This is a genomic window from Roseisalinus antarcticus (assembly GCF_900172355.1).
Taxonomy (GTDB): Bacteria; Pseudomonadota; Alphaproteobacteria; order Rhodobacterales; family Rhodobacteraceae; genus Oceanicola; species Oceanicola antarcticus_A.
Window position 1 is genome coordinate 81,329 of the sequence record NZ_FWFZ01000014.1, and the last position, 22,435, is coordinate 103,763.

Consider the following 22,435-nt stretch of genomic DNA (forward strand, 5'->3'; position numbering starts at 1 on the left):
CCGGTCGCGCCCTAGATCTTTCGCCATGAGCGAGCGCGACCCCCGATCCCTGATCCGCATCGCCCGCGAAAGCGGCGTCGCGGAGGATGTCTTGCCGGTCGACCTCGGCCAGCGGGTGCGCCAATTGCGCAAGGAAAGGGACTGGACGCTGGAACAGGCCGCCGGGAAGGCCGGGCTCGCCCGGTCGACCCTGTCGAAGATCGAGAACGGCCAGATGTCGCCGACCTATGATGCGCTCAAGAAGCTTGTCACCGGGCTCGGCATCTCGATCCCGCAGCTTTTCACGCCACCGTCACAGAACCAGGTGAACGGGCGGATGGCGATGACACGCTCGGGCGAGGGCGAGGGTCATGTGACCGTGACCTACGATCACGAGCTTCTGGCCGAGACCCTGATCCAGAAGAAGATGTTGCCCTACCGCGCCCGCATCCATGCCCGCGCTTTCGAAGAATTCGAAGGCTGGGTCCGGCACGACGGCGAAGAGTTCCTCTATGTCCTGACCGGCCAGATCCGCCTTTATACCGAGTTCTATGAACCGGTGGAGATGAAGCGCGGAGACAGCGCCTATTACGACGCGGCCATGGGACACAACGTGATCTCTATCAGCCCTGAGGATGCGACGATCCTCTGGGTGACGTCGCTGGGTTGATCCGGGCTGGCATGGCCTTCGTCGATGGCTGATCCGGGCTGGCGCACCTGCCGAGCGCCCGGCCACCGGTCGCCGGCGACGACCGCAGACGAAAACGACCCGGCATCAGCAGCTTCGAAGCAGGCTCAGCGGGCAGCGACAGCCCGAAAGAAGGCTCAGGCGGCGACGCGGGCCTCTGCCATGTGGCGGCTGCGCCGGCCAAGCCAGACCTCCAGCGTGTCGAAGGCCTCGGCTTGGGTGAGGTCATGGGCCGCGGCGAGGCAGTCGACCACCTTGGCCCTGTCGCCGCGAAAACCCTCCAGCGTCGGCTGGTCGAGACATTCGAAATCCTCGGCCAGACAGGCGGCCCAGACAGGCCAGTCGACCGTGACAATGCTCCAACTCATGGCATCCTCTCGTGTTGAACGATCCATCCAGTTCAGCACATGAGTCTTAAGCCGCCGTAAATCAACCAGACCGGACGGCGGGCCGGGAGGGGCAGGGCGAACCGGGGCCGCCCCGCCGCGCCGTCAGGCGGTCATTCCTCGTACCACCAGACGTCGGGCTGCCAGCCCGGCCAGTCGCCGAAGATCGGCATGGTCTCGGGATAGTGCAGGTTCGCGTCATGCGCGATCCGGCTGATGTTCCACTGGTAGATCGGGATCACATAGCGCCCCGCGGTCAGCACCCGGTCCAGCGCCTTCGCCGCGGCATAGAAATCCTCGGTTTCGGCAGAGGTCAGCAGGGCGTCGATCATCGCGTCGATCGCCGGGCTTTCCACCCCCATCAGGTTGCGCCCGCCGGGCGTGTCGACGCCTTCGGAGCCCCAGTAGAGGTATTGCTCGGTCCCCGGCGACAGCGACAGGCCCCGACGGAAGTAGGTCATGTCGAAATCGTAGGAATCCGTGCGCTCCTTGTACTGGGCGCTGTCCACGGTCGTCACGGTGGGAAAGATGCCGACCCGCTCCAGCGACTGGACGTACATGTCGATGATCGCCGCATTCTCGGAGGAGCCCTGTTCGAGCAGGATCTCGAAGCCGAAGGGTGCGCCGTCGGCGTTTTTCAGCTCGCCCTCCTGGACGGTCCAGCCGGCGGCCTCGAACATGTCGAGCGCGGCGCCGATATTGGCGCGGTTGCGCTCTGACCCGTCGCCCTCGGGCAGGGAATAGCCCTCTATCGCGCCGGGCGGCAGGTCGCCGGCATAGGGTTCCAGGAACTCCAGCACCCGCCCCTCGGCCGGGCCGTGGGCCATGCCCAGCGGAGAGTTGGAGAAATACGAGGTGATGCGCGGCTGGGCGGAGCCTGTCATCGCCTCGTTGATGAACTCGAAGTTGAAGACGTGGATCATCGCGTCGCGCACCCGCCAGTCGTCGAACAGCGGATTGCGGGTGTTCATCACGAAGCCGGTCATGCCGGAGGGCCGCGAATGGGGCAGGACGGACCGAGTGTAGTCGCCGTCGGTCATCTTGGGGAAATCGTACTGGCTTTCCCAGCGGGCCACGTTGAACTCGCGGTTGGTGGTGACGATCCCGGTCTTGAACGCCTCGAAGGCGGCGGTCTCGTCGCCGAAGAACTCCAGCCGGTATTCGTCTAGGTTGTAGGTGCCGGTCCGGAACGGCACGATGCCCCAGCCCCAGTAATCAGGGTTGCGGCGCAGGCTGACGAAGCGGCCGGGCTCGAAATTGTCGATGATGTAGGGCGAGGACGAGATCGGCACGACCTGATCGCCCTCCTCGGCGAAATCGAGCCCCTCGAACTGCGCCTTCTGCAGGATCGGGCGCATGCCGGCCAGAAGCGCCAGCTCGCGGTTGTCGGTGTTGAAGGTGAAGCGGATGGTCCGCTCGCCCACCTGCTCCAGGCTCTCGACGGCGGCCCAGAAGCCGGCATAGCGGGGGTGGCCCTCGGTCCCGAGGGTCTCGTAGCTCCAGATCACGTCCTCGACGGTGACGGGCGAGCCGTCGGAGAATCGCGCCTCGGGGCGCAGGGTGAATTCCACCCATTCGCGATTCGGCCCGGTCTCGATCGATTCGGCCAGTAGCCCGTAGAGGGTGAAGGGTTCGTCCAGCGACCGTCCCATCAAAGTCTCACCGACGTGGAAACGGATCTGCCACGGAACATTGCCCTTCCGGATGAAGGGATTGAGCGAATCGAAGCTGCCGACATTGCCCTCGACGATGCGGCCGCCGACGGGCGCGTCGGGGTTAACATAGGGCAGGGCCACAAAATCCGGTGGCATGGCCGGGTCGCCATACATAGCTATGCCATGAGAGGGCTCGGCGCTTGCCGTGCCCGCGATCATCAGCGCCGCGAGCGCCGCGGCGGCATTGCGCAATGATGAGAAAAACTGCGGATCCATTTTGGCGACAATCCCCCTGCTGCTCTTGTCTGTTGAAGCCAAGCCTAGAGGCCCGGCCCAACGTTTTCAAACTTATAGGTTGGCGTCGCCGTCGGAATTGCTTATAAGGAGGGCACTGCTCGATAGGTTTCTTGCCTGTATGAAACCTGCCTCAATAACTCAACGCCCGCCTTGTGCGGGCGTTTTTTTCTGGCCGATCGGCAGTCTCGCCCCGCGTTCCACCACCCCTCGAATCGCGGTGCGACTCCCCCGCCGCGGACCCTGTCGCGCGAGTGTGATCCGGCGGGGCGCAGGCGGGTTGAACTCTTTCGCAGCCGCAGCATTATGCCTTTGCAACGAAGCAAGGAGAGCGCCATGTCGCTGGCAGGAAAAACCGCCGTCATCACCGGATCGAATTCAGGCATCGGGCTGGGCCTGGCCAAGGCGCTGGCGGGGGCGGGCGCAGACGTGGTGCTGAACTCCTACACCGACAACGACGAGGATCACGCGCTGGCCGACCAGATCGCCACCGAATTCGGGGTGACGGCGCGCTACATCAAGGCGGACCTGTCGAAGGGCGACGAGGCCCGGGCCCTGATCGAGACCGCCGGCGCCTGCGACATCCTGGTGAACAACGCGGGCATCCAGCAGGTCGCGCCGATCGAGGAGTTTCCGGTCGCCAAGTGGGACGCGATCATCGCGATCATGCTGTCCTCGGCCTTCCACACCACGGCGATGGCCGTGCCGATGATGCGCAAGGCGGGCTGGGGCCGGATCCTCAACATCTCGTCCGCCCACGGGCTGCGCGCCTCGCCCTACAAGTCGGCCTACGTGGCGGCCAAGCACGGGGTGGTGGGGCTGACCAAGGTGGTCGCGCTCGAGACCGCCGAAGACCCGATCACCGCGAACGCGATCTGCCCCGGCTACGTGCTGACCCCGCTGGTCGAGGCGCAGATCCCCGACACGATGAAGCAATACGACATGGACCGTGAAACCGCGATCCGCGAGGTGATCCTTGCCCGGCAGCCGTCCAAGGAATTCGCCACGCTCGAACAGCTGGGCGGTCTCGCGGTGTTCCTGTGTTCCGATCACGCGGCGCAGATCACCGGCACGACCCAGTCCATGGACGGCGGCTGGACCGCCCGGTGAGCGTCAAGCGCATCAACCTCGCGCTGCAGGGCGGGGGCGCGCATGGCGCCTTCACCTGGGGCGTGCTCGACCGGCTGCTGGAGGACGAGCGGATCGAGATCGCGGCCATCTCCGGCACTTCGGCGGGGGCGCTCAATGCTGCCGCATACAAGGCCGGGATGGTCCAGGACGGACGCAGCGGGGCGAAGGCGCAGCTCGACACGCTCTGGGCCGAGGTCGGGGCGATCAACGACGACCGGCTGTCGGACTGGCTGGCCGCGCTGGCCCCTTCGGCGCCGATCCTGGCGAAGGCGATGGAATATTCCCCCTTCTTCGCCGCCTTCGACATGACCTCGCGGATGGTCTCGCCCTACACCTTCGGCGACATCTTCGAGAACCCGCTGCGCCGGATCGTGGCGGGGTTCGACTACGACGCGGTCTGCTACGGCACCGGGCCCGAGGTCCACATCTGCGCCACCAACGTCCGCACCGGCAAGATCCGGGTCTTCACAGGAGAGGAGATCTCCGTCGACGCGATCCTCGCCTCGGCCTGCCTGCCCACGGTGTTCCGCGCGGTCCAGATCGACGGCGAGGCCTATTGGGACGGCGGCTATACCGGCAACCCGGCGCTGTTCCCGCTGTTCCTGGGGCACCTTCCCGACGACATCATGGTGGTCAACATCAACCCGATCTACCGCGCGGCGCTGCCCACGGACCCGCAATCCATCCAGAACCGGATCAACGAGATCAGCTTCAACTCCTCGCTGCTGCGAGAGCTGCGGGCGATCAATTTCGTCGCGCGGCTGCTGGCCGAGGGCCGGGTGCCGAAAGGCTCGATGAAAAAGGTCCTGGTCCACATGATCGCCGACGACGGGTTGATGAACGACCTGTCGGTGGCGACCAAGATGGTGCCCAACGCGGTGGTCATGGCGCGTCTGAAGGCGGCGGGGCGGGAGTCCGCGAACACCTTCCTGGCCGAGCATTTCGACGACATCGGCGACCGCAGCACGGTCGATCTTGAGAAGATGTTCAGCTGACCGGGCGACGCGGGTCGGGACGAAAACGGTCGGAAACCGGGGCTCAGGCGCTCTGCCTTTCCCGCTCCCGTGCCTCTCGGGCCTTCTGGGAGAGGCGCTCCGCCTCGTGCTCCAGGACCTCGGGCAGGGGTTCATCGCGCGAGCCGGGATAGACCAGCCCCGCCGAGATCACGAGCTTCGCCGCCTCTTCGATGGTCATGTCCAGCTCGACCACGTCCGACCTGGGAAAGAACAGCAGAAACCCCGAGGTGGGGTTTGGCGTGGTTGGCACGAAGACCGACAGCATATCTTCGGTCTGGGCCTTGATCGGCACCTCGCCCCGGGTCTCGGTCGAGATGAAGCCGATGGCCCAGATCCCTTCGCGCGGATACTGGATCAGGCAGGCCTTCTCGAAACTGGTCTCGGATTGGGCGAACACCGTCTCGGCCAGCTGCTTGGCCCCGTTGTAGATCGACCGGACCACAGGCAGGCGGCCGACCAGCCCCTCGCCCCAGGAAATGAATGACCGTCCGATGATCCCCTTGGCGATCCAGCCCACCATGATGGTGAAGACGAAAAAGACGATAACGCCGATGCCGCGCACGTTGATCTCGATCCGCTCGGCGCCCTCGAGCCCGAGGAACCGGTTGATCAGCGCATTGGGCTGGTAGGAATCGGGCACGAAGGGCCAGACAAAACCATCGACCCAGCCCACGACCGTCCAGATCAGCCAGACCGTCAGACCCACGGGGGCGATCACGACGATCCCTGTCAGGAACGAATTGCGCAAGCCTGCGAACAGCCTCAGACGGCCGGATTTGTGGGTGTCGTCGGGCAAGGGCGTCGTCACGGTGGGTGCGCACTCGATAAGGGGCGTTAAGTCCTATCTAGGGCGCGGCCGGGCCAGGCACAACGGCCATGCGCCGCATTAGGCGGCAACCGACCTGATCGCGCTTAATTCACGGGCAATGGCCGCGGCCAGTCGCGCATTGTTCAGCACCAGCCGGATGTTGGCCATCAGCGAACGCCCCTCGGTCAGGGTAAAGACCCGGTCCAGCAGGAACGGCGTGACGGCCTTGGCCACGATCCCCCGCGCCTCTGCTTCGGCCAGCGCCTGGGCAATGACCGGGGCGAGGTCCTCGGCGCTGATCTCGGCATCCTCCGGGATCGGGTTCGCGACCAGCTGCCCTCCGGACAGGCCGAGCGCGCCGCGCGTGGCATGGGCCCGCGCGATGGCCGCGGCGTCGTCCATCCGCAGCGGTGCCGGGATCTGCGAGCTCCGCGACCAGAAGGCGGGCATCCAATCGGATCCATAGGCGATCACCGGCACGCCCAGCGTCTCCAGCACCTCGTAGGTCTTGGGCAGGTCCAGGATCGCCTTGGCCCCGGCGGCCACCACCGTCACGGGCGTCTGCGACAGCTCCTGCAGGTCGGCCGAAATGTCGAAACTGCTCTCGGCCCCCCGGTGCACACCGCCGATGCCGCCGGTGGCAAAGACCTCGATCCCCGCCATCCGCGCGGCGATCATGGTCGCGGCCACCGTGGTTGCCCCGGTGCCGCCGGTCGCGATGCAGGCGGCCAGGTCCGCGCGAGAGAGCTTCGCCACCCCGTCCGTCCTGGCAAAACTCTCGAGCGCGGCGGCGTCCAGCCCGACCCGCAGCCGGCCATCGATGACCGCCATGGTCGCGGGCACGGCGCCCTCCTCGCGGATCGCGGCCTCTACGGCGCGGGCGGTCTCGATGTTCTGCGGCCAGGGCATGCCGTGGGTGATGATCGTGCTTTCCAGCGCGACGATGGGGCGGCCGTCGATGCGGGCCTCGGTGACTTCGAGGCTTTCTGCCATCTGGATCATTGGGGGGTATCTCCGGAAACATAGGTGGCGGCCGCGTCGAGCGCGGCCTCGAGGGCGGCCTCGGGCGCGGACCCGCGCAATTCGGCGGCGATATGCGCCGCCATGAAGGTGTCGCCGGCGCCGGTCACGCGGGTCACCAGCACCTCCGGTGGCCTGCGGCCGAGGACCCGGTCCCCGGCGGCCTCGGTCGTCTCGCGGCCCCCGTCCGTGACCAGCGCCCGCGCGGCCCCGCGCGCCACCAGCGCCCGCGCCGCCGCACCGGAGCTGTCGAAGACCGTGTTGCACAACAGCCCCGCCTCTTCGAGATTGACGTAGAAGGTCGTGCGCGGATGCCCCATCAGCGCCTGCAGCCGGAGCGCCTTGGAGGGCGAGGCGGGCGCCAGCCGGATATCGGCCGCCGCGAACAGGGGAGAGCCCGCGATCTCGCGCAGCAACTCGGCGGTCAGGTTGCCGTCCAGCGCCACCGGACCCGCCCAGGGGGCGGCCGCATTCCCCAGCCGCCCGTCCTCCAGCGGTCGCAGGATCTTGGCGCCGGCGCGTTCCAGCGAATGGGCGTCGGCGATGGCGGCGATCAACCCGTTGGCGCCCTCGATCGCCATGTAGCTGTCCGTCGGCAGATCGTCCGAACGATAGGCAAAGACGGTTTCCATGCCCATGTCCTCCGCCTCGGCGATCAACGCGTCGCCATCCCTGTCCCGACCGAGCGAGGTCAGAAGCGCGGGCCGCAGCCCGAACCGCACAAGGGTCATCGCAATGTTCATGGCGACCCCGCCGGGGATCCGGATGATCCGGCCGGGCACGTCGGACCCCAGCCGCATCGTCGACGCGGACCGTCCGATCATGTCCCACAGGACGGAACCGATGCACAGGATGTCGGGACGATCAACCATGGCGTCTCTTGGCCCGCCACCCGGGCGGCGTCAATCGTTCTTCATTGCCTCGGTCATATCCTCGGGGGGAATTTGGCCCCGGCCAAATGGGGGGCAGACAGCCCCCCGCGCTCCGTTTGCCCGCCATTGCCGGACCGGGGTATCGCGCCTGTCCGGCCGGGCGCGGGCATCGGGCCCGGCCCAGCGGCGCCCAGAGCCCCTGTCAGGCAGGCACGGCAAAGGTCAGCGCGGCCCAGAGGGTCTCCCACACCACCCGCCGCTCGGCTGCGAGATCGGCCGAGGGCTCGCGCAGCACCACGGAATCGGCCAGGTAGCTGTAGCCCGGCGTGACGGGCAGGGTGGCCACGCCCTCGGCATCGGCCACGTGCCTGGTGATCTCGACGCTGCCGTCCGGCGCCTTGGCGAACAATTCCACCTGGGCGCCGGGGCGCACCGCGTCGCCGTAGAAGACCTGCACCCGCATCCCCTCGGCCAGATCGTCGGTATAGGGATTGTCGAGCGCCACGATCTCGGTCTCGAGCCCGGTGCGCAGGTCGGCCCCTTCGGCGTCGCCCACGCCGATCAAGGTCTTGATGTAGCGGGTATAGGCCTCGCCAAAGGCATCGGTCGGATACCCAGCCTCCCGGTGCCGGGCCTCGACATCGTCAAAGGCCTTGTGCTCGGCGAACCGCAGGAAAGCCTCGAAATCGTCGTAGCGCACTACCGAAACCGTGGATTCGTAGACCACCACGTTCAGCCCCTCGGCCAGCGGATCGATATCCAGCGCGGGCCGGTTGCCGATCCGGCCCTCGACTGGCGCGCTATCGCCATCGGCATAGGCGTCGAAACGGACGAAGCGCTGGGGCAGGTAGGCGAACATCGTGCCCTCGAAAAACTGACCGTTGACAAGTTCGGCCTGCAACCTACCGTCCGGTTCGACCGTGTAGTCCGACGGTTCCAACCAGAATTCATGGGCCATGACCGGGCTGGCCAGGGTTCCGATCAAAGCAAGACAAGCGGTGAGGATGCGCATGAGACTTTCCTTCTTTTCCACGGCAAAGGTGCGCCTCGCAGCGGTGCTGTCAACCGCACTGGCGCTGATGCTCGCGATCGTGACCCCGGCCGCGGCGCACGAGGTGCTGCCCTCGATCGGAGACATGGAGCAGACCGACGGTCAGCTGACCTTCACCATCGAGGCCAATATCGAAAGCTTCGTTGCGGGCATCGACCTGGAAGGTCTCGAGGACACCAACGCCGCCGAGAATGCCGAGACCTACGACCAGCTCCGGGCCCTGGGGCCCGCCGCGCTGGAGGAACGGTTCCGCAGCTTCTGGCCGCAGATGAAAGAGCAGATCACGCTGCGCGTGGACGGCGGCGACACGGATGTCTCGCTGCAGTCGGTCTCGGTGCCCGAGACGGGCGACGTGGACGTGATCCGGACCTCGACCTTCGTCTTCACCTCCTACCTGCCCGAGGGGGCGCAGACCGTCGAGATGGGCTGGGACGCCCACCTCGGCGTGCTCGTCCTGCGCCAGCAGGGGGTCGAGGCGCCCTATGACGGCTATCTGGACAACGGTGCCATTTCCGAGCCCATCGCCCTCGGCGGCGGCAACCAGGCCACCCCGTGGGAGACGTTCTTCGGCTACATCCCCGTCGGCATCGACCATATCGTGCCGCTTGGCCTCGACCATATCCTCTTCGTTCTGGGGCTGTTCTTCCTCGCGCCGCGCCTGGCGCCGCTGCTGTGGCAGGTTTCGGCCTTCACGCTGGCCCATACCATCAGCCTCGCGCTCGCCGCGCTGGGGCTCGTCAACGTGCCGGGCTATATCGTCGAGCCGCTGATCGCCGCCTCGATCGTCTATGTCGCGGTCGAGAACATCTGGCGGTCCGGGGCGCTGTCGCCCTGGCGTCCGGCGGTGATCTTCTGTTTCGGCCTGCTGCACGGGCTGGGCTTTGCCAGCGTGCTGGCCGAATTCGGCCTGCCCGACAACGCCTTCATCCCGGCGCTCATCGGCTTCAACATCGGGGTGGAGATCGGCCAGCTCATGGTGATCTCGGTGGCCTTCCTGATCGTCGTCGCGGCCATGCGCTCCAGTGCGCGGGGCTCGGCGGACAAGGGGATGGGCGCGATCTATCTCGGGCTGGCGGTGATCGCCGTCCCGGCGCTGGCCATCCCGGTGTCGCAGCTTGGCCCCGACCTGATCGAGGGGCTGGCGCCGCTGCTGGTGGCCGGTGCGATCATGCTGGGGTTCTCCGCCGCGGCGGTCAATGCCGAGGGCCAGGATACATATCCCCGCATCGTGGCGATGCCAGCCTCGGTGCTGATCGCGCTGGTCGGCTCCTGGTGGGTGGTGGAGCGGGTGTTCCTCTGACCCGTCCTTGGACCAGACCAGACCTGACCTGACGGGGTCAAAGGCCACATGGCCAAAGCCCCGGCCGCCGAATGTGATCGGCGGCCGGGGAGGGGGGTCAGAACAACTTCACATCCGCATCCAGATCAATCTGGTTGCTGGTCAGGTCCTGCAACAGGACCTCATGCCCCAGCACCGTAAGCAGTGCGCCGTTGCCCACGTTCCGGATATCGACGGCCACATCGCCATCGGACAGGTCGATGTCCATGCGGATCAAGTCATCGACGGACGAGAACCCCTGGATGGTATCGCGCTCGCCGGCGGTCAGATCCTCGAATATGAACGTATCCTCGCCGACACCGCCGTTGAGCGTGTCATTCCCGTCGCCGCCGTAAAGGGAATCGTTTCCGCTCTGACCGTAAAGCCTGTCCGCCTCGTCGCCGCCATAGAGCTTGTCGTCGTCCTTGCCGCCATAGAGCCTGTCGTCGTCATCGCCGCCGGCGAGGCGGTCATTGCCGTCACCGCCAAACAGGCTGTCGCGGCCCTGTTCGCCAATGATGCTGTCGACGCCATCGTCGCCGTAGATCTTGTCGCCTTCGGTCCAGCCCCGGATCTCGTCGTCGCCGTCGCCGCCGTAGATCGTGTCGAAGCCGTTGCTGCCCGAGATGCTGTCCACGCCATCGCCGCCGTAGATCCCGTCGTTGCCGCCAAGGGCCAGGATCCTGTCGTTGGCGTCGCCGCCATAGATCGTGTCGTTGCCCGCCCCGCCGCGGATCGAATCCTCGCCGAAATCGCCCAGCATCGTGTTGTTGCCGTTCTTGACCAGCAGGTCGTCGTCGCCCTTCCAGCCGCGCAGGTAGTCGTCGCCGGTGTAGCCGGTCACCCGGTCATCGCCCAGATTGCCATAGACGGTGTCGTTGCCGTTGCCGCCCTCGACCGTGTCATTTCCGACATTGCCGAAAAGCAGGTCGTCGTCATTGCCGCCATAGATGATGTCGGTCTGCGACCCGGCGAAGACATAATCGTTGCCGTCGTCGCCCAGAAAGGTGTTGGTGCCGTTCTTGGCGATCATCTCGTCGTCGCCCTTCCAGCCGCGCAGATAGTCGTCGCCGGTGTAGCCGGTCACCCGGTCGTCCCCGTTGCCGCCGGTCACGTTGTCGTTGCCCGAGCCGCCCTCGACCGTGTCGTTGCCGGAATAGCCGTTGATGGAATCGTCGCCCGCGTTGCCGAACAGCGTATCGCTCTGGTTATGGCCATAGAGGGTGTCGTTGCCGTTGTCGCCCGCGGCATAATCGTTCCCGGTGCCGGTCAGGATCACATCGTCGCCGGTCCAGCCGCGCAGGGAATCGTCGCCCGACCCGCCCAGCACGCTGTCGTTGCCCGACCCGCCCGAGGCGCTGTCGTTGCCCGATCCGCCGTCGATGTAATCGACCTCGGACCCGCCATAGATCGTGTCATTGAAGGCCTGGCCATAGAGCGTGTCATCTCCGTCGCCGCCGTAGATCACATCGTTGTTGACGTAGGTTTCGTTAGAAGCGTCGCGCCCCGGCATGCTGACGTAGGCGACAAATCTTTCTCCACCCTCGAAGGTTTTGAAACTCTCCGAAATCTTGATGTAATGGGTGCCGGCGACAGTGGCGGTAAAGCTGAGGTACGGGTCTGTCTGACCGAGGAAGCCGCCGGCCGTGTTGACCGACCCGCGAGGGTCGGTGTCTGGGTTGGTGTTGTTCTGCGCCACCGAGATGCCGGCGGGCGAAAGGATGCGCAGCGCGACATCGGTGTCGATCGGCTGGTGGTCGTCGCCATAATCGACATCGACGGTGATCGTATCCCCGGCCTCGAGCGCGATCTTGTAATAGAGTTTCTTCAAACTCGGACCCGGAATATTGTTTGGCCTCAGCTCCGCATGCGGAACCGTCGTCGAGTTTTCGATGTCGGGGTTTTCCAACGTCGACCATAAAATGTCGTAGTTGAGGGACCGAGCCGAGAAAGTGTTTGTGCCGAACTTGACCAACCTGTTGGTCTGGTCCCCGTAGACGACATCGTCGCCGGAGCCGGCGAAAATGGTCGTCATTGACAACGAATTGTAATCGAAAAGAATATCGTTGCCGGCAGATCCGAACTGGGTTGGGCTGGCGCTTTCAAAATACGGCATCGGTATACTCCGCGTCCTTGATAAATAGCAGACGTGCCCCGCCTTGTGCTGACGTGCCGGGCGGGCAACTGGGCTTCATCCATAACACATTGGGCTGGCGATGCCAGCCTCGGTGCTGATCGCGCTGGTCGGCTCCTGGTGGGTGGTGGAGCGGGTGTTCCTCTGACCCGTCCTTGGACCAGACCAGACCTGACCTGACGGGGTCAAAGGCCACATGGCCAAAGCCCCGGCCGCCGAATGTGATCGGCGGCCGGGGAGGGGGGTCAGAACAACTTCACATCCGCATCCAGATCAATCTGGTTGCTGGTCAGGTCCTGCAACAGGACCTCATGCCCCAGCACCGTAAGCAGTGCGCCGTTGCCCACGTTCCGGATATCGACGGCCACATCGCCATCGGACAGGTCGATGTCCATGCGGATCACGTCATCGACGGACGAGAACCCCTGGATGGTATCGCGCTCGCCGGCGGTCAGATCCTCGAATATGAACGTATCCTCGCCGACACCGCCGTTGAGCGTGTCATTCCCGTCGCCGCCGTAAAGGGAATCGTTTCCGCTCTGACCGTAAAGCCTGTCCGCCTCGTCGCCGCCATAGAGCTTGTCGTCGTCCTTGCCGCCATAGAGCCTGTCGTCGTCATCGCCGCCGGCGAGGCGGTCATTGCCGTCACCGCCAAACAGGCTGTCGCGGCCCTGTTCGCCAATGATGCTGTCGACGCCATCGTCGCCGTAGATCTTGTCGCCTTCGGTCCAGCCCCGGATCTCGTCGTCGCCGTCGCCGCCGTAGATCGTGTCGAAGCCGTTGCTGCCCGAGATGCTGTCCACGCCATCGCCGCCGTAGATCACGTCGTTGCCGCCAAGAGCCAGGATGCTGTCGTTGTCGTCGCCGCCATAGATCGTGTCGTTGCCCGACCCGCCGCGGATCGAATCCTCGCCGAAATCGCCCAGCATCGTGTTGTTGCCGTTCTTGACCAGCAGGTCGTCGTCGCCCTTCCAGCCGCGCAGGTAGTCGTCGCCGGTGTAGCCGGTCACCCGGTCATCGCCCAGATTGCCATAGACGGTGTCGTTGCCGTTGCCGCCCTCGACCGTGTCATTTCCGACATTGCCGAAAAGCAGGTCGTCGTCATTGCCGCCATAGATGATGTCGGTCTGCGACCCGGCGAAGACATAATCGTTGCCGTCGTCGCCCAGAAAGGTGTTGGTGCCGTTCTTGGCGATCATCTCGTCGTCGCCCTTCCAGCCGCGCAGATAGTCGTCGCCGGTGTAGCCGGTCACCCGGTCGTCCCCGTTGCCGCCGGTCACGTTGTCGTTGCCCGAGCCGCCCTCGACCGTGTCGTTGCCGGAATAGCCGTTGATGGAATCGTCGCCCGCGTTGCCGAACAGCGTATCGCTCTGGTTATGGCCATAGAGGGTGTCGTTGCCGTTGTCGCCCGCGGCATAATCGTTCCCGGTGCCGGTCAGGATCACATCGTCGCCGGTCCAGCCGCGCAGGGAATCGTCGCCCGACCCGCCCAGCACGCTGTCGTTGCCCGACCCGCCCGAGGCGCTGTCGTTGCCCGATCCGCCGTCGATGTAATCGACCTCGGACCCGCCATAGATCGTGTCATTGAAGGCCTGGCCATAGAGCGTGTCATCTCCGTCGCCGCCGTAGATCACATCGTTGTTGACGTAGGTTTCGTTAGAAGCGTCGCGCCCCGGCATGCTGACGTAGGCGACAAATCTTTCTCCACCCTCGAAGGTTTTGAAACTCTCCGAAATCTTGATGTAATGGGTGCCGGCGACAGTGGCGGTAAAGCTGAGGTACGGGTCTGTCTGACCGAGGAAGCCGCCGGCCGTGTTGACCGACCCGCGAGGGTCGGTGTCTGGGTTGGTGTTGTTCTGCGCCACCGAGATGCCGGCGGGCGAAAGGATGCGCAGCGCGACATCGGTGTCGATCGGCTGGTGGTCGTCGCCATAATCGACATCGACGGTGATCGTATCCCCGGCCTCGAGCGGGATCTGGTAATAGAGTTTCTGCGAACCCGGAATATTGTTTGGCCTCAGCTCCGCATGCGGAACCGTCGTCGAGTTTTCGATGTCGGGGTTTTCCAACGTCGACCATAAAATGTCGCCGTTGAGGGACCGAGCCAAGAAAGTGCTTGTGCCGAACTTGACCAACCTGTTGGTCTGGTCCCCGTAGACGACATCGTCGCCGGAGCCGGCGAAAATGGTCGTCATTGACAACGAATTGTAATCCCAAAGAATATCGTTGCCGGCAGATCCGAACTGGGTTGGGCTGTCGCTTTCAAAATACGGCATCGGTATACTCCGCGTCCTTGATAAATAGCAGACGTGCCCCGCCTTGTGCTGACGTGCCGGGCGGGCAACTGGGCTTCATCCATAACACATTGGGCTGGCGATGTCTGCCCTGTGCATGGGTCCGCCGTGGGGGTCGACAGGCTGCCAAAGGGGGCGTTGCGGCAAAAAAACCGACTTCGGGTCCAGTTCCGCCGGTTCGGTTGGATCAAAATACGACGTTACTCTACGTAAAAAGATTGTGTTTTTGCCGGAAAAGGTTAATGATCATCGGACTCGAATTTCGGTGCGGGAACAGGCTGATGTTCCGCCCCGGTTTCTTCCATCCTGCCGCCGTATTTCAAGGAACCTTCCAGATGCCCTATTACTATAAGAACGCAAGCTCGACTTTTGCGGGCTCTTCCGGCAACGACATCATCTGGGACATCCGGTACCCCGGGATCGAGGACAAGACCGACAACGAGAACGATGATCTGGTCGGCACGAGGACCGGATTCTCGACGATGTACGGCCGTGACGGCGACGACGTGATCTACGGCGACTCGACGCCGGCGCTCGACGCAAGCGCGGACAAATTTTCCAACACGTCCAACATTCCGACGAGAACCGTCTGGACCCTGCACGAGAACCCCGACATCGAGAACTCGACGACGATCCCCCATACAACGGTGCGGGTCGAGAGCGTCAGCGGCCAGTACAACGATCACTATTTCCGGTTCGACGTAGACGCCGGCCAGACCCTGACCGTGGATGTCGACTACGCCGACAACTTCATGCGTGACGGCAACAACTCGGCGTTCGATTCCAAGATCTGGCTGTACAACGGTCAAAGCGAAAACGACCTGATCCGGGCCCAAACGATCGCCGACCCGATCGATCCGCGCGGCTCGGTCCTTGTTGATGGCGAGAACAAGGATTCCTTTTTCTCACATACCTTCGGGTCGGATGGCTCCTACTACGTGCGGATCTCCGAGAATGACCTCAGCCGCTTTGACGGCGGTGAATCCTACCTGATGCATTTCTCGTTGACCGGTCAGGCCGTGAACGGCAGGGGCGGAAGCAACAACGACGGGATCAGGACGAACAACGACCTGATCTATGGCGGTGACGGCAACGACACGATGTATGGCCACGGCGGCAATGACACGCTCTTTGGCGGCAGCGACAACGATTACATCGAAGGCGGTTCCGGCAACGACACGCTCTTTGGCGGCAGCGACAACGATTACATCGAAGGCGGTTCCGGCAACGACAGCGCCTCGGGCGGCACCGGCAACGACACGCTGAAGGGCGGGTCGGGCGACGACGACATGATCGGCTGGAAGGGCAACGATTACATCTACATGTCCGGCGGCAACAACACCGCCAAGGGCAATGACGGCAACGACTCGCTGTTGGCCAGCTCCGGCAACGACATCCTGCAGGGCAATTCCGGAAACGACAGCATCAACGGCAGCACCGGCAACGACACCGTGGAGGGCGGCGCGGGCAACGACAGCGTCACCGGGTCGGGCGGCGACGACCGGGTGACCGGCTACACCGGCGACGACTGGCTGCGCGGCTGGAAGGGTGACGACGACCTGCTGGTCAAGAACGGCGACAACACGATGCTGGGCGACGAGGGCAACGATTCCATCCTCGGCGGCTCGGGCGAGGACACGGTCCAGGGCAACGCGCACAACGACACCATCAAGGGCCTTGGCGGCGACGACTGGCTGGAGGGCGGGTCGGGCAACGACAGTATTTCCGGCGCGACCGGCAACGACACGATCGGCGGCTGGACCGGGGACGATATCCTCTATGGCTGGAAGGGCGACGACCTGATCCGTGCCAAGAACGGCCACAACTCCATGTATGGCGAGGATGGCAAAGACCTCATGTACGGAGGATCCCAGGTCGACGAGATGTGGGGCGGCAACTGGGACGACGACATGTTCGGCAACAACGGCGACGATGTCATGTACGGCGGCAATGGCAACGACACCATGTCCGGCGGCAACGACAACGATTACGTCGACGGCTACACCGGCGATGACGACATCCGCGGCTGGAAGGGGAACGACGAGCTTTACGGCGGCAACGGCAACGATGGGCTGCGTGGCGACGACGGCAACGATTCCATGTACGGCGGCAATGGCATTGACAGGCTGACCGGGGGCTTCGGGAACGACACCTATACCGGCGGCGGGGATGCCGACACCTTCGTGCTCAACTTCCGCAGGGGCGATTACGACACGGTCACCGATTTCAACGTCTCCGGACCGCGGGGGACCCACGATGAACTCAGGGTCACCGGCATCTCCAACGTCACGAATATCGCGATCAGGGATACGTCGGATGGCGTCGAACTCAGCAAGGACGGATATACCTTGCTTCTTGAGGATCTGACCGTGCGGGAGATCAACGACGCGAACATCTTCTAGCCTGCCGACACGGCGGCGGCCTTCGGGCCGCCACTTGTACATCACGGGCTGCCGGGGCCGTTCCCTGTCCGCCCGTGATGTGCGACCCGGCTGACCGGCACGGTGCTGCGAGCTGCGATCGAGCGCCCGCTCGGCGGTGCGGAAAGACCATCTTGAACGGCAGGATTGGGGAAATCCTGGCGGGTGATATTTGGGGACCGGCTACGAAGCCAGCGGTGCTCTCTCTGGTCGCGTCGAGGCGCTTGAGGGGAACGAAATGCCCATCCAGGTCGTGAAAACAAGGTCGGCATCAGGAACGTCGCAGGACGATTTCTTTCTGGTCAACGGACCCGGCGATTTTACGATCTATGGCGGTGGCGGCAATGACAGGGTCTGGAACGCGCCCACGCTCTGGAAAGTGACGCCGGGGGCATCGCCCGGAACCTCGGTCGACATTGACAACGTCAATGCCTGGTTGCTGCAGGACTCCGACAACATCCTGAAGGCGACGTCGGTGCCGCACCTGAGCTTCCTCTTTCAGCCCGCCCAGGCCGGGTTCATGTACTACAAGATCCACATCAAGGCCGGCGAGACGATCACCCTCGATACCGACTCGCTGAGCGACAACAAGGCCGGGCTCGACACCGAGCTCATGATCTATGACCCGTCCTTCGCAACCAGGGTTGCCTACAACGACGATGGGACGTCCGGCGATCCAAGCGAGCCGGACTGGCCCGGGACCGGCGTCACGGATTCCTTCCTCAGCTATACGGCGCCCGCGACCGGCACCTACTATGTGGTCATCGGCAACAATGGATGGTTCGACGGCGACGAAGAATTCCTTCTTCACATCTCGCACACCGATCGGCCGATCCGGGGCGTCACCTGGTCCAACAACATCGTCGCCTATGGCGGCGATGGAAACGATCACATGTCCGGAACCCCCGGCCCCGACACCATGTATGGCGGGTCGGACCACGATCGGATGACGTTGGGCAAGGGCAACGACAGCGCATCCGGAGGGGATGGCAACGACACGATCTGGACCGGTAGCGGCAACGACACGGCCCGTGGCTGGAAGGGCAACGACAAGATTTTCTGGGCTGGGGTGACGACAACGGCAAAGGGGATGAGGGCAACGATCAGATCGTCGGCTGGAAGGGCAACGACAAGATCTATGGCGGACCGGGCCACGACTCGCTGCTTGGCGGAGACGGCAACGACACGGTCGAGGGCGGATCAGGCAACGACAGTGCCTCTGGCGGTGCGGGCAACGACCGAGTCACCGGCTATACCGGCAACGACAATCTGCGCGGCTGGACGGGCGACGACCGGATCCTTGTCAAGAACGGCACCAACACGCTGAGGGGCGATGACGGCAACGATCACCTGCTTGGCGGGTCCGGCAAAGACAACGCCTATGGCGGCAACCACAACGACACGGTCTTTGGCCTCGGCGGCAATGACGACCTGAACGGCGGCAACGGCGACGATTCCGTCTATGGCGGCGGCGGAGACGACCGGATCGGGGGTTATACGGGCGACGACGAACTGCGCGGCTGGACCGGGAACGACTACATCCTCGCCAAGAACGGCAACAACACGATGATCGGCGACGACGGGAATGACCGGTTCCTGGGCGGGTCGGGCAACGACACGATCTTTGGCGGCAACGGCGATGACACGGGCCTCGGCCTCGCGGGGGTCGACACGATCTACGGCGGCGCGGGCAACGACTCGTTTTCGGGCAGCACCGGCGACGATTTTCTCTTTGGCGGCGCGGGCAACGACAAGCTGCGGGGCTGGACGGGCAGGGACAAGATCGAGGGCGAAGAGGGCGACGACTCGATCAGCGGAGACGACGGCGCCGACACCCTTTTTGGCGGATCAGGCAACGACACGATCTACGGCGGCAATCATGCCGACACGCTCTATGGCGGATCCGGAAATGACAGGCTTTACGGCGGGGATGGCAACAACACCTATTACGGCGGCGGCGGCGTAGCAGACAGGCTCTACCTGGGGGGGCCTGGTACGCGCGAAGAGGTGATCATAGAACGGGAAACGGTCGACAGGGAAACTGTCCATCTTTACGGGGTCGATCTTCGCGCTGACGAGATCTACTTCACTGGAAACTATGAAATCAGATTGGGTGGCAAACGCACGAGCCGCGCCGAAGAACAGCGCGACCCCGACGAGAGTGACGATGACGTGCGCAAAGAGATTCTTGAAGATATCGTCACGGTGTGGATGGATGTCGACGAAAGCCGCGAGATGGCGGACATCTACATCGGATTCAAAGACTCCGCCAGGAACCAGATCATCCTTCATGACGTGGAGTGGGACGAACCCTATCGCCTTCGCGACTACGGGGATATTGATGATTTCTTTCACTGGGTCAGGGACTCTGACGTGACGGACTATCTCTGAGGCCGTGTCTTGTGTGCCGTCGCCGGGGCAACCTGCACCCGAGACCCCACTGGCTGACTCTGCTTGCAATCCCCGGCCTGCTGGCGTAATGCCCGCGCACTTAATCCCGCAGGCGGGGGCGGGCGTGTGGGGGAGACATCCCCACGGGTCCACCGGTTGGCCAACAGGCTGATCCTCCGCCGAGGCATGAAACCGGAAAAGGATAGCGACATGGCTCTTCCAGAGTTCACCATGCGTCAGCTGCTTGAAGCTGGCGTTCACTTCGGTCACCAGACCCAGCGCTGGAACCCGAAGATGGCCCCCTACATCTACGGCGCCCGCAACGGCATCCACATCATGGACCTGACGCAGACGGTCCCGCTGCTGGACCAGGCGCTGCAGGCGATCCGCGACACCGTCGCCCGTGGCGGCCGCGTGCTGTTCGTCGGCACCAAGCGCCAGGCGCAGAAGCCCGTCGCCGACGCGGCAGAGCGCTGCGCCCAGTATTACATGAACCACCGCTGGCTGGGGGGCACGCTGACCAACTGGCAGACCGTGTCGCAGTCGATCAGCCGCCTGCGCGCCATCGACGAGGCCGCCGATCACGGCTTTGAAGGCCTGACCAAGAAAGAGCGTCTTGGCATGGAGCGCGAGCAGACCAAGCTGACCGCGTCCCTCGGCGGCATCCGCGAAATGGGCGGCGTGCCGGACCTGCTGTTCGTCATCGACGTAAACAAGGAAGACCTCGCCATCGCCGAAGCCCGCAAGCTGGGCATCCCGGTCGTGGCCGTGGTCGACACCAACTGCTCGCCCGCCGGCGTCGATTACGTCATCCCCGGCAACGACGACGCGGCCCGCGCCATCTCGCTCTATTGCGATCTGGCCAGCCGTGCCGCCCTCGAGGGAATGAGCGCACAGATGGGCGCCGCCGGCGTCGATCTCGGCGCGATGGAAGCCCTGGCCGAAGAGCAGCTGGCCGAGGAAAAGGTCGAAGCGGCCGCCGAGCAGAAAGCCGCGGCCGACGCGTCGGAAAGCGCCTGACGCCCGGCCTGACGGCTGTCACGAGACTTTCACCGGGTGGGGCTGGCCCCGCCCGGTATCCCATTCCAAGGAGAAGAACGATGGCGATTACCGCTGCGATGGTAAAAGAGCTCCGCGAAAGCACCGGCGCGGGCATGATGGACGCCAAGAAGGCGCTGACCGAGAATGACGGTGACATGGATGCCGCCGTTGACTGGCTGCGCACCAAGGGCCTCGCGAAGGCCGCCAAGAAATCCGGCCGGACCGCGGCCGAGGGCCTCGTCGCCGTTGCCGTCGAGGGCGGCAAGGGCGTGGCCGTCGAGGTCAACTCCGAGACCGATTTCGTCGCCAAGAACGCCGATTTCCAGGCGATGGTCGGCTCCATCGCCAGCGCGGCCCTGAAGGTCGACGATCTGGACGCGCTGCTGGCGGCAGAGGTCGGCGGCAAGCCGGTCAAGGACGTCGTGACAGAAAAAGTCGCCACCATCGGCGAGAACATGTCCGTGCGCCGCATGGCCACGCTGTCGGGCGACACGGTCGTGACCTACGTTCACAACGCCGCCGCGGACGGCATGGGCAAGATCGGCGTGCTCGTCGCGCTGTCGGGGGATGACGCAGCCTTCGGCCGCCAGGTCGCCATGCACATCGCCGCCGTGAACCCGGCGTCGCTTTCCGAGGACGATCTCGACCCGGCGCTCGTCGAGAAGGAGCGGCAGGTCCAGATGGACATCGCCCGCGAAAGCGGCAAGCCCGACGCCGTGATCGAGAAGATGATCGTCGGCCGGATGAAGAAATACATGGCCGAAGTGACTCTGCTGAACCAGGCCTTCGTGGTGAACCCCGACCTGACCGTCGGCAAGGCCGCCGAAGAGGCCGGCGTGACCATCACCGGCTTCGCCCGGCTCGAGGTCGGCGAAGGCATCGCCGTCGAGAAGGAAGACTTCGCGGCCGAGGTCGCCAAGGTCGGCCAAGCCTGATCGGCCTTCGGATTGCCACACAGGAGAAGGGGCCCCGTCGGGGCGCCTTTTTTCTTGCCAGTCCAAGGCCCTACATCGTGTGGCGCGGATCCATCATGCCTTCCTTGATCCCGTTGCGGATCAACAGCCAGTTGACCGGGTAGGCGGCCAGAAGGCCCAGGGTCAGGGACACGACGATCGAACTCCAGAACCGCACGTCGCCCATGGTGGCATCGCCGGCAAGCAGCAGGTCGGCGCCGATCGCCACCACCTCCATCACGAAGATCGACGGCGTCTCGGCGATGAACGTCTCGCGCAGCGCGGTGCGGTACGGCACGCCATCCTACATCAGCGGCCCCAGCGTCAGGCCGAACCCGGTCATGTAGGCCAGCGTGAAGGTCAGCAGCGCCGTGCCGGTGTTGCCCATCGCGAAGATCCCCACGGCGATGGTGACGCCGACGATCTCGCCCAGCCCGCAGCCGGAATAGCAATGTGCCACCGAGCGGAAGGATCGTCGCCAGATGGAATCGTCCGGGATCTCCTTGCGGCCGGTACGCCAGTAGATCAACAGGCCGATCGGGCCGGAATAGGCGACGGTCAGCAGCCAGACCACCTTCATCAGAGATATCAGGTGCGCGTTGTTTCGGTGCAGATCCCAGGCGACAAGAGCGAGGCTGGGCAAGGCCAGGGCGACCCAAATCCCGAGGAACCAGGGGTTGTCCATCCAATCAGTCATGCTGACAGACCTAGTCAGCGGAGTGCGATCTGCAAGCCCAGCCGCCCGAGAAGCCCCCCCCCCCCCCCCCCCCCCCCCCCCCCCCCCCCCCCCCCCCCCCCCCCGCCCCCCGCCCCCCCCCCCCCCCCCCGGCCGGGGCGGGGGGGCGGCGGGGGGGGCGGGGGGGGGGCGGGGCGCGCGGGGGGGGGTCGGGGCCGGGGAGGGGGGGGCAGGCGGGCGGCGGAGCGCGCCAACCCGCCGGAGCGGCCGGAGGCGGGTGGGTGTGCGAGCAGACCACAACGAAAGAA

General features: G+C 64.7%; 16 protein-coding genes and 2 pseudogenes. 9 read left to right on the forward strand and 9 right to left on the reverse strand.

Annotation, left to right across the window (positions count from 1 at the left end):
* Positions 1–25 precede the first annotated feature (25 nt).
* Positions 26–649 carry a helix-turn-helix domain-containing protein gene (locus ROA7023_RS13760; RefSeq protein WP_085879614.1) on the forward strand — a complete coding sequence of 208 codons (624 nt, stop codon included), beginning with the start codon at positions 26–28 and terminating at the stop codon, positions 647–649.
* Positions 650–804: 155 nt separating this feature from the next.
* Here the strand turns inward: ROA7023_RS13760 and ROA7023_RS13765 are convergent, their stop codons facing one another.
* Positions 805–1,035, reverse strand: a complete 231-nt coding sequence (locus tag ROA7023_RS13765; protein ID WP_085879615.1) for a hypothetical protein — start codon at positions 1,033–1,035, stop codon at positions 805–807.
* Positions 1,036–1,166: 131 nt separating this feature from the next.
* A complete protein-coding gene (locus tag ROA7023_RS13770) occupies positions 1,167–2,984 on the reverse strand; it encodes an extracellular solute-binding protein (protein ID WP_085879616.1) in 1,818 nt (605 codons plus the stop codon).
* Positions 2,985–3,338: 354 nt separating this feature from the next.
* Here ROA7023_RS13770 and ROA7023_RS13775 point away from each other — a divergent pair, with 354 nt between their 5' ends.
* Together ROA7023_RS13775 and ROA7023_RS13780 are read left to right on the forward strand one after the other, a co-directional pair.
* Positions 3,339–4,112: a 3-hydroxybutyrate dehydrogenase gene (locus ROA7023_RS13775; RefSeq protein WP_085879617.1), complete on the forward strand. Its 774-nt coding sequence runs from the start codon at positions 3,339–3,341 to the stop codon at positions 4,110–4,112.
* Complete coding sequence (locus tag ROA7023_RS13780; protein WP_085879618.1) at positions 4,109–5,128, forward strand: patatin-like phospholipase family protein; 1,020 nt, start codon at positions 4,109–4,111, stop codon at positions 5,126–5,128. Before ROA7023_RS13775 ends, ROA7023_RS13780 begins: the two co-directional genes overlap by 4 nt.
* Before the next feature lie 43 nt (positions 5,129–5,171).
* On the opposite strand, the gene ROA7023_RS13785 is transcribed toward ROA7023_RS13780, so the two are convergent.
* The 4 genes from ROA7023_RS13785 to ROA7023_RS13800 all read right to left on the reverse strand — a co-directional run bounded on the left by ROA7023_RS13785 (position 5,172) and on the right by ROA7023_RS13800 (position 8,861).
* On the reverse strand, positions 5,172–5,957 hold the full coding sequence (locus ROA7023_RS13785) for a DUF502 domain-containing protein (protein ID WP_085879619.1): 786 nt from the start codon (positions 5,955–5,957) through the stop codon (positions 5,172–5,174).
* A gap of 78 nt (positions 5,958–6,035) precedes the next feature.
* Entirely contained in the window at positions 6,036–6,959 is a 924-nt protein-coding gene (locus ROA7023_RS13790; protein WP_085879620.1) for a pseudouridine-5'-phosphate glycosidase, read from the reverse strand.
* The gene (locus ROA7023_RS13795; RefSeq protein ID WP_085879621.1) at positions 6,956–7,849 is read right to left on the reverse strand and encodes a PfkB family carbohydrate kinase; all 894 of its coding nucleotides are present in this window, start codon (positions 7,847–7,849) and stop codon (positions 6,956–6,958) included. Before ROA7023_RS13795 ends, ROA7023_RS13790 begins: the two co-directional genes overlap by 4 nt.
* Before the next feature lie 202 nt (positions 7,850–8,051).
* Positions 8,052–8,861, reverse strand: coding sequence for a DUF4198 domain-containing protein (locus ROA7023_RS13800; protein WP_085879635.1), 810 nt, complete (start codon positions 8,859–8,861; stop codon positions 8,052–8,054).
* Between ROA7023_RS13800 and ROA7023_RS13805 the strand changes: the two genes are divergently transcribed.
* Complete coding sequence (locus ROA7023_RS13805; protein WP_143535562.1) at positions 8,860–10,200, forward strand: HupE/UreJ family protein; 1,341 nt, start codon at positions 8,860–8,862, stop codon at positions 10,198–10,200. The genes ROA7023_RS13800 and ROA7023_RS13805 overlap by 2 nt on opposite strands.
* A gap of 97 nt (positions 10,201–10,297) precedes the next feature.
* Here ROA7023_RS13805 and ROA7023_RS13810 read toward each other — a convergent pair whose 3' ends face one another.
* Positions 10,298–12,253 (reverse strand): calcium-binding protein, encoded by a 1,956-nt coding sequence (locus ROA7023_RS13810; RefSeq protein WP_159458512.1) that lies wholly within the window; start codon positions 12,251–12,253, stop codon positions 10,298–10,300.
* 344 nt (positions 12,254–12,597) lie between these two features.
* Positions 12,598–14,547, reverse strand: a complete 1,950-nt coding sequence (locus tag ROA7023_RS13815) for a calcium-binding protein (RefSeq protein ID WP_159458513.1) — start codon at positions 14,545–14,547, stop codon at positions 12,598–12,600.
* Positions 14,548–14,981: 434 nt separating this feature from the next.
* Here ROA7023_RS13815 and ROA7023_RS25555 point away from each other — a divergent pair, with 434 nt between their 5' ends.
* The 5 genes and pseudogenes from ROA7023_RS25555 to tsf all read left to right on the forward strand — a co-directional run bounded on the left by ROA7023_RS25555 (position 14,982) and on the right by tsf (position 21,433).
* Positions 14,982–17,048: a calcium-binding protein gene (locus ROA7023_RS25555; RefSeq protein ID WP_159458514.1), complete on the forward strand. Its 2,067-nt coding sequence runs from the start codon at positions 14,982–14,984 to the stop codon at positions 17,046–17,048.
* 538 nt (positions 17,049–17,586) lie between these two features.
* Positions 17,587–18,111, forward strand: a pseudogene (locus ROA7023_RS25680) (calcium-binding protein); the annotation flags it as partial.
* A gap of 62 nt (positions 18,112–18,173) precedes the next feature.
* On the forward strand, positions 18,174–19,457 hold the full coding sequence (locus ROA7023_RS13830; RefSeq protein ID WP_370739229.1) for a hypothetical protein: 1,284 nt from the start codon (positions 18,174–18,176) through the stop codon (positions 19,455–19,457).
* A gap of 210 nt (positions 19,458–19,667) precedes the next feature.
* Positions 19,668–20,477, forward strand: coding sequence for a 30S ribosomal protein S2 (gene rpsB, locus ROA7023_RS13835; protein ID WP_085879628.1), 810 nt, complete (start codon positions 19,668–19,670; stop codon positions 20,475–20,477).
* An 80-nt stretch (positions 20,478–20,557) separates the two neighbouring features.
* A complete protein-coding gene (gene tsf, locus ROA7023_RS13840; protein ID WP_085879629.1) occupies positions 20,558–21,433 on the forward strand; it encodes a translation elongation factor Ts in 876 nt (291 codons plus the stop codon).
* A gap of 70 nt (positions 21,434–21,503) precedes the next feature.
* Here tsf and ROA7023_RS13845 read toward each other — a convergent pair.
* A pseudogene (locus ROA7023_RS13845) lies at positions 21,504–22,148 on the reverse strand (DUF4396 domain-containing protein).
* Between the last annotated feature and the right edge of the window lie 287 nt (positions 22,149–22,435).

Bases quoted from the DNA above. Each gene is read 5' to 3' on its own strand.
- tsf (WP_085879629.1), top strand. From the start codon at position 20,558: ATGGCGATTACCGCTGCGATGGTAAAAGAGCTCCGCGAAAGCACCGGC.
- ROA7023_RS13775 (WP_085879617.1), top strand. From the start codon at position 3,339: ATGTCGCTGGCAGGAAAAACCGCCGTCATCACCGGATCGAATTCAGGC.
- ROA7023_RS13770 (WP_085879616.1), bottom strand. From the start codon at position 2,984: ATGGATCCGCAGTTTTTCTCATCATTGCGCAATGCCGCCGCGGCGCTC.
- ROA7023_RS13790 (WP_085879620.1), bottom strand. From the start codon at position 6,959: ATGATCCAGATGGCAGAAAGCCTCGAAGTCACCGAGGCCCGCATCGAC.
- ROA7023_RS13765 (WP_085879615.1), bottom strand. From the start codon at position 1,035: ATGAGTTGGAGCATTGTCACGGTCGACTGGCCTGTCTGGGCCGCCTGT.
- ROA7023_RS13795 (WP_085879621.1), bottom strand. From the start codon at position 7,849: ATGGTTGATCGTCCCGACATCCTGTGCATCGGTTCCGTCCTGTGGGAC.
- ROA7023_RS25555 (WP_159458514.1), top strand. From the start codon at position 14,982: ATGCCCTATTACTATAAGAACGCAAGCTCGACTTTTGCGGGCTCTTCC.
- ROA7023_RS13810 (WP_159458512.1), bottom strand. From the start codon at position 12,253: ATGACGACCATTTTCGCCGGCTCCGGCGACGATGTCGTCTACGGGGAC.
- ROA7023_RS13805 (WP_143535562.1), top strand. From the start codon at position 8,860: ATGAGACTTTCCTTCTTTTCCACGGCAAAGGTGCGCCTCGCAGCGGTG.
- ROA7023_RS13760 (WP_085879614.1), top strand. From the start codon at position 26: ATGAGCGAGCGCGACCCCCGATCCCTGATCCGCATCGCCCGCGAAAGC.
- ROA7023_RS13815 (WP_159458513.1), bottom strand. From the start codon at position 14,547: ATGACGACCATTTTCGCCGGCTCCGGCGACGATGTCGTCTACGGGGAC.
- ROA7023_RS13800 (WP_085879635.1), bottom strand. From the start codon at position 8,861: ATGCGCATCCTCACCGCTTGTCTTGCTTTGATCGGAACCCTGGCCAGC.
- rpsB (WP_085879628.1), top strand. From the start codon at position 19,668: ATGGCTCTTCCAGAGTTCACCATGCGTCAGCTGCTTGAAGCTGGCGTT.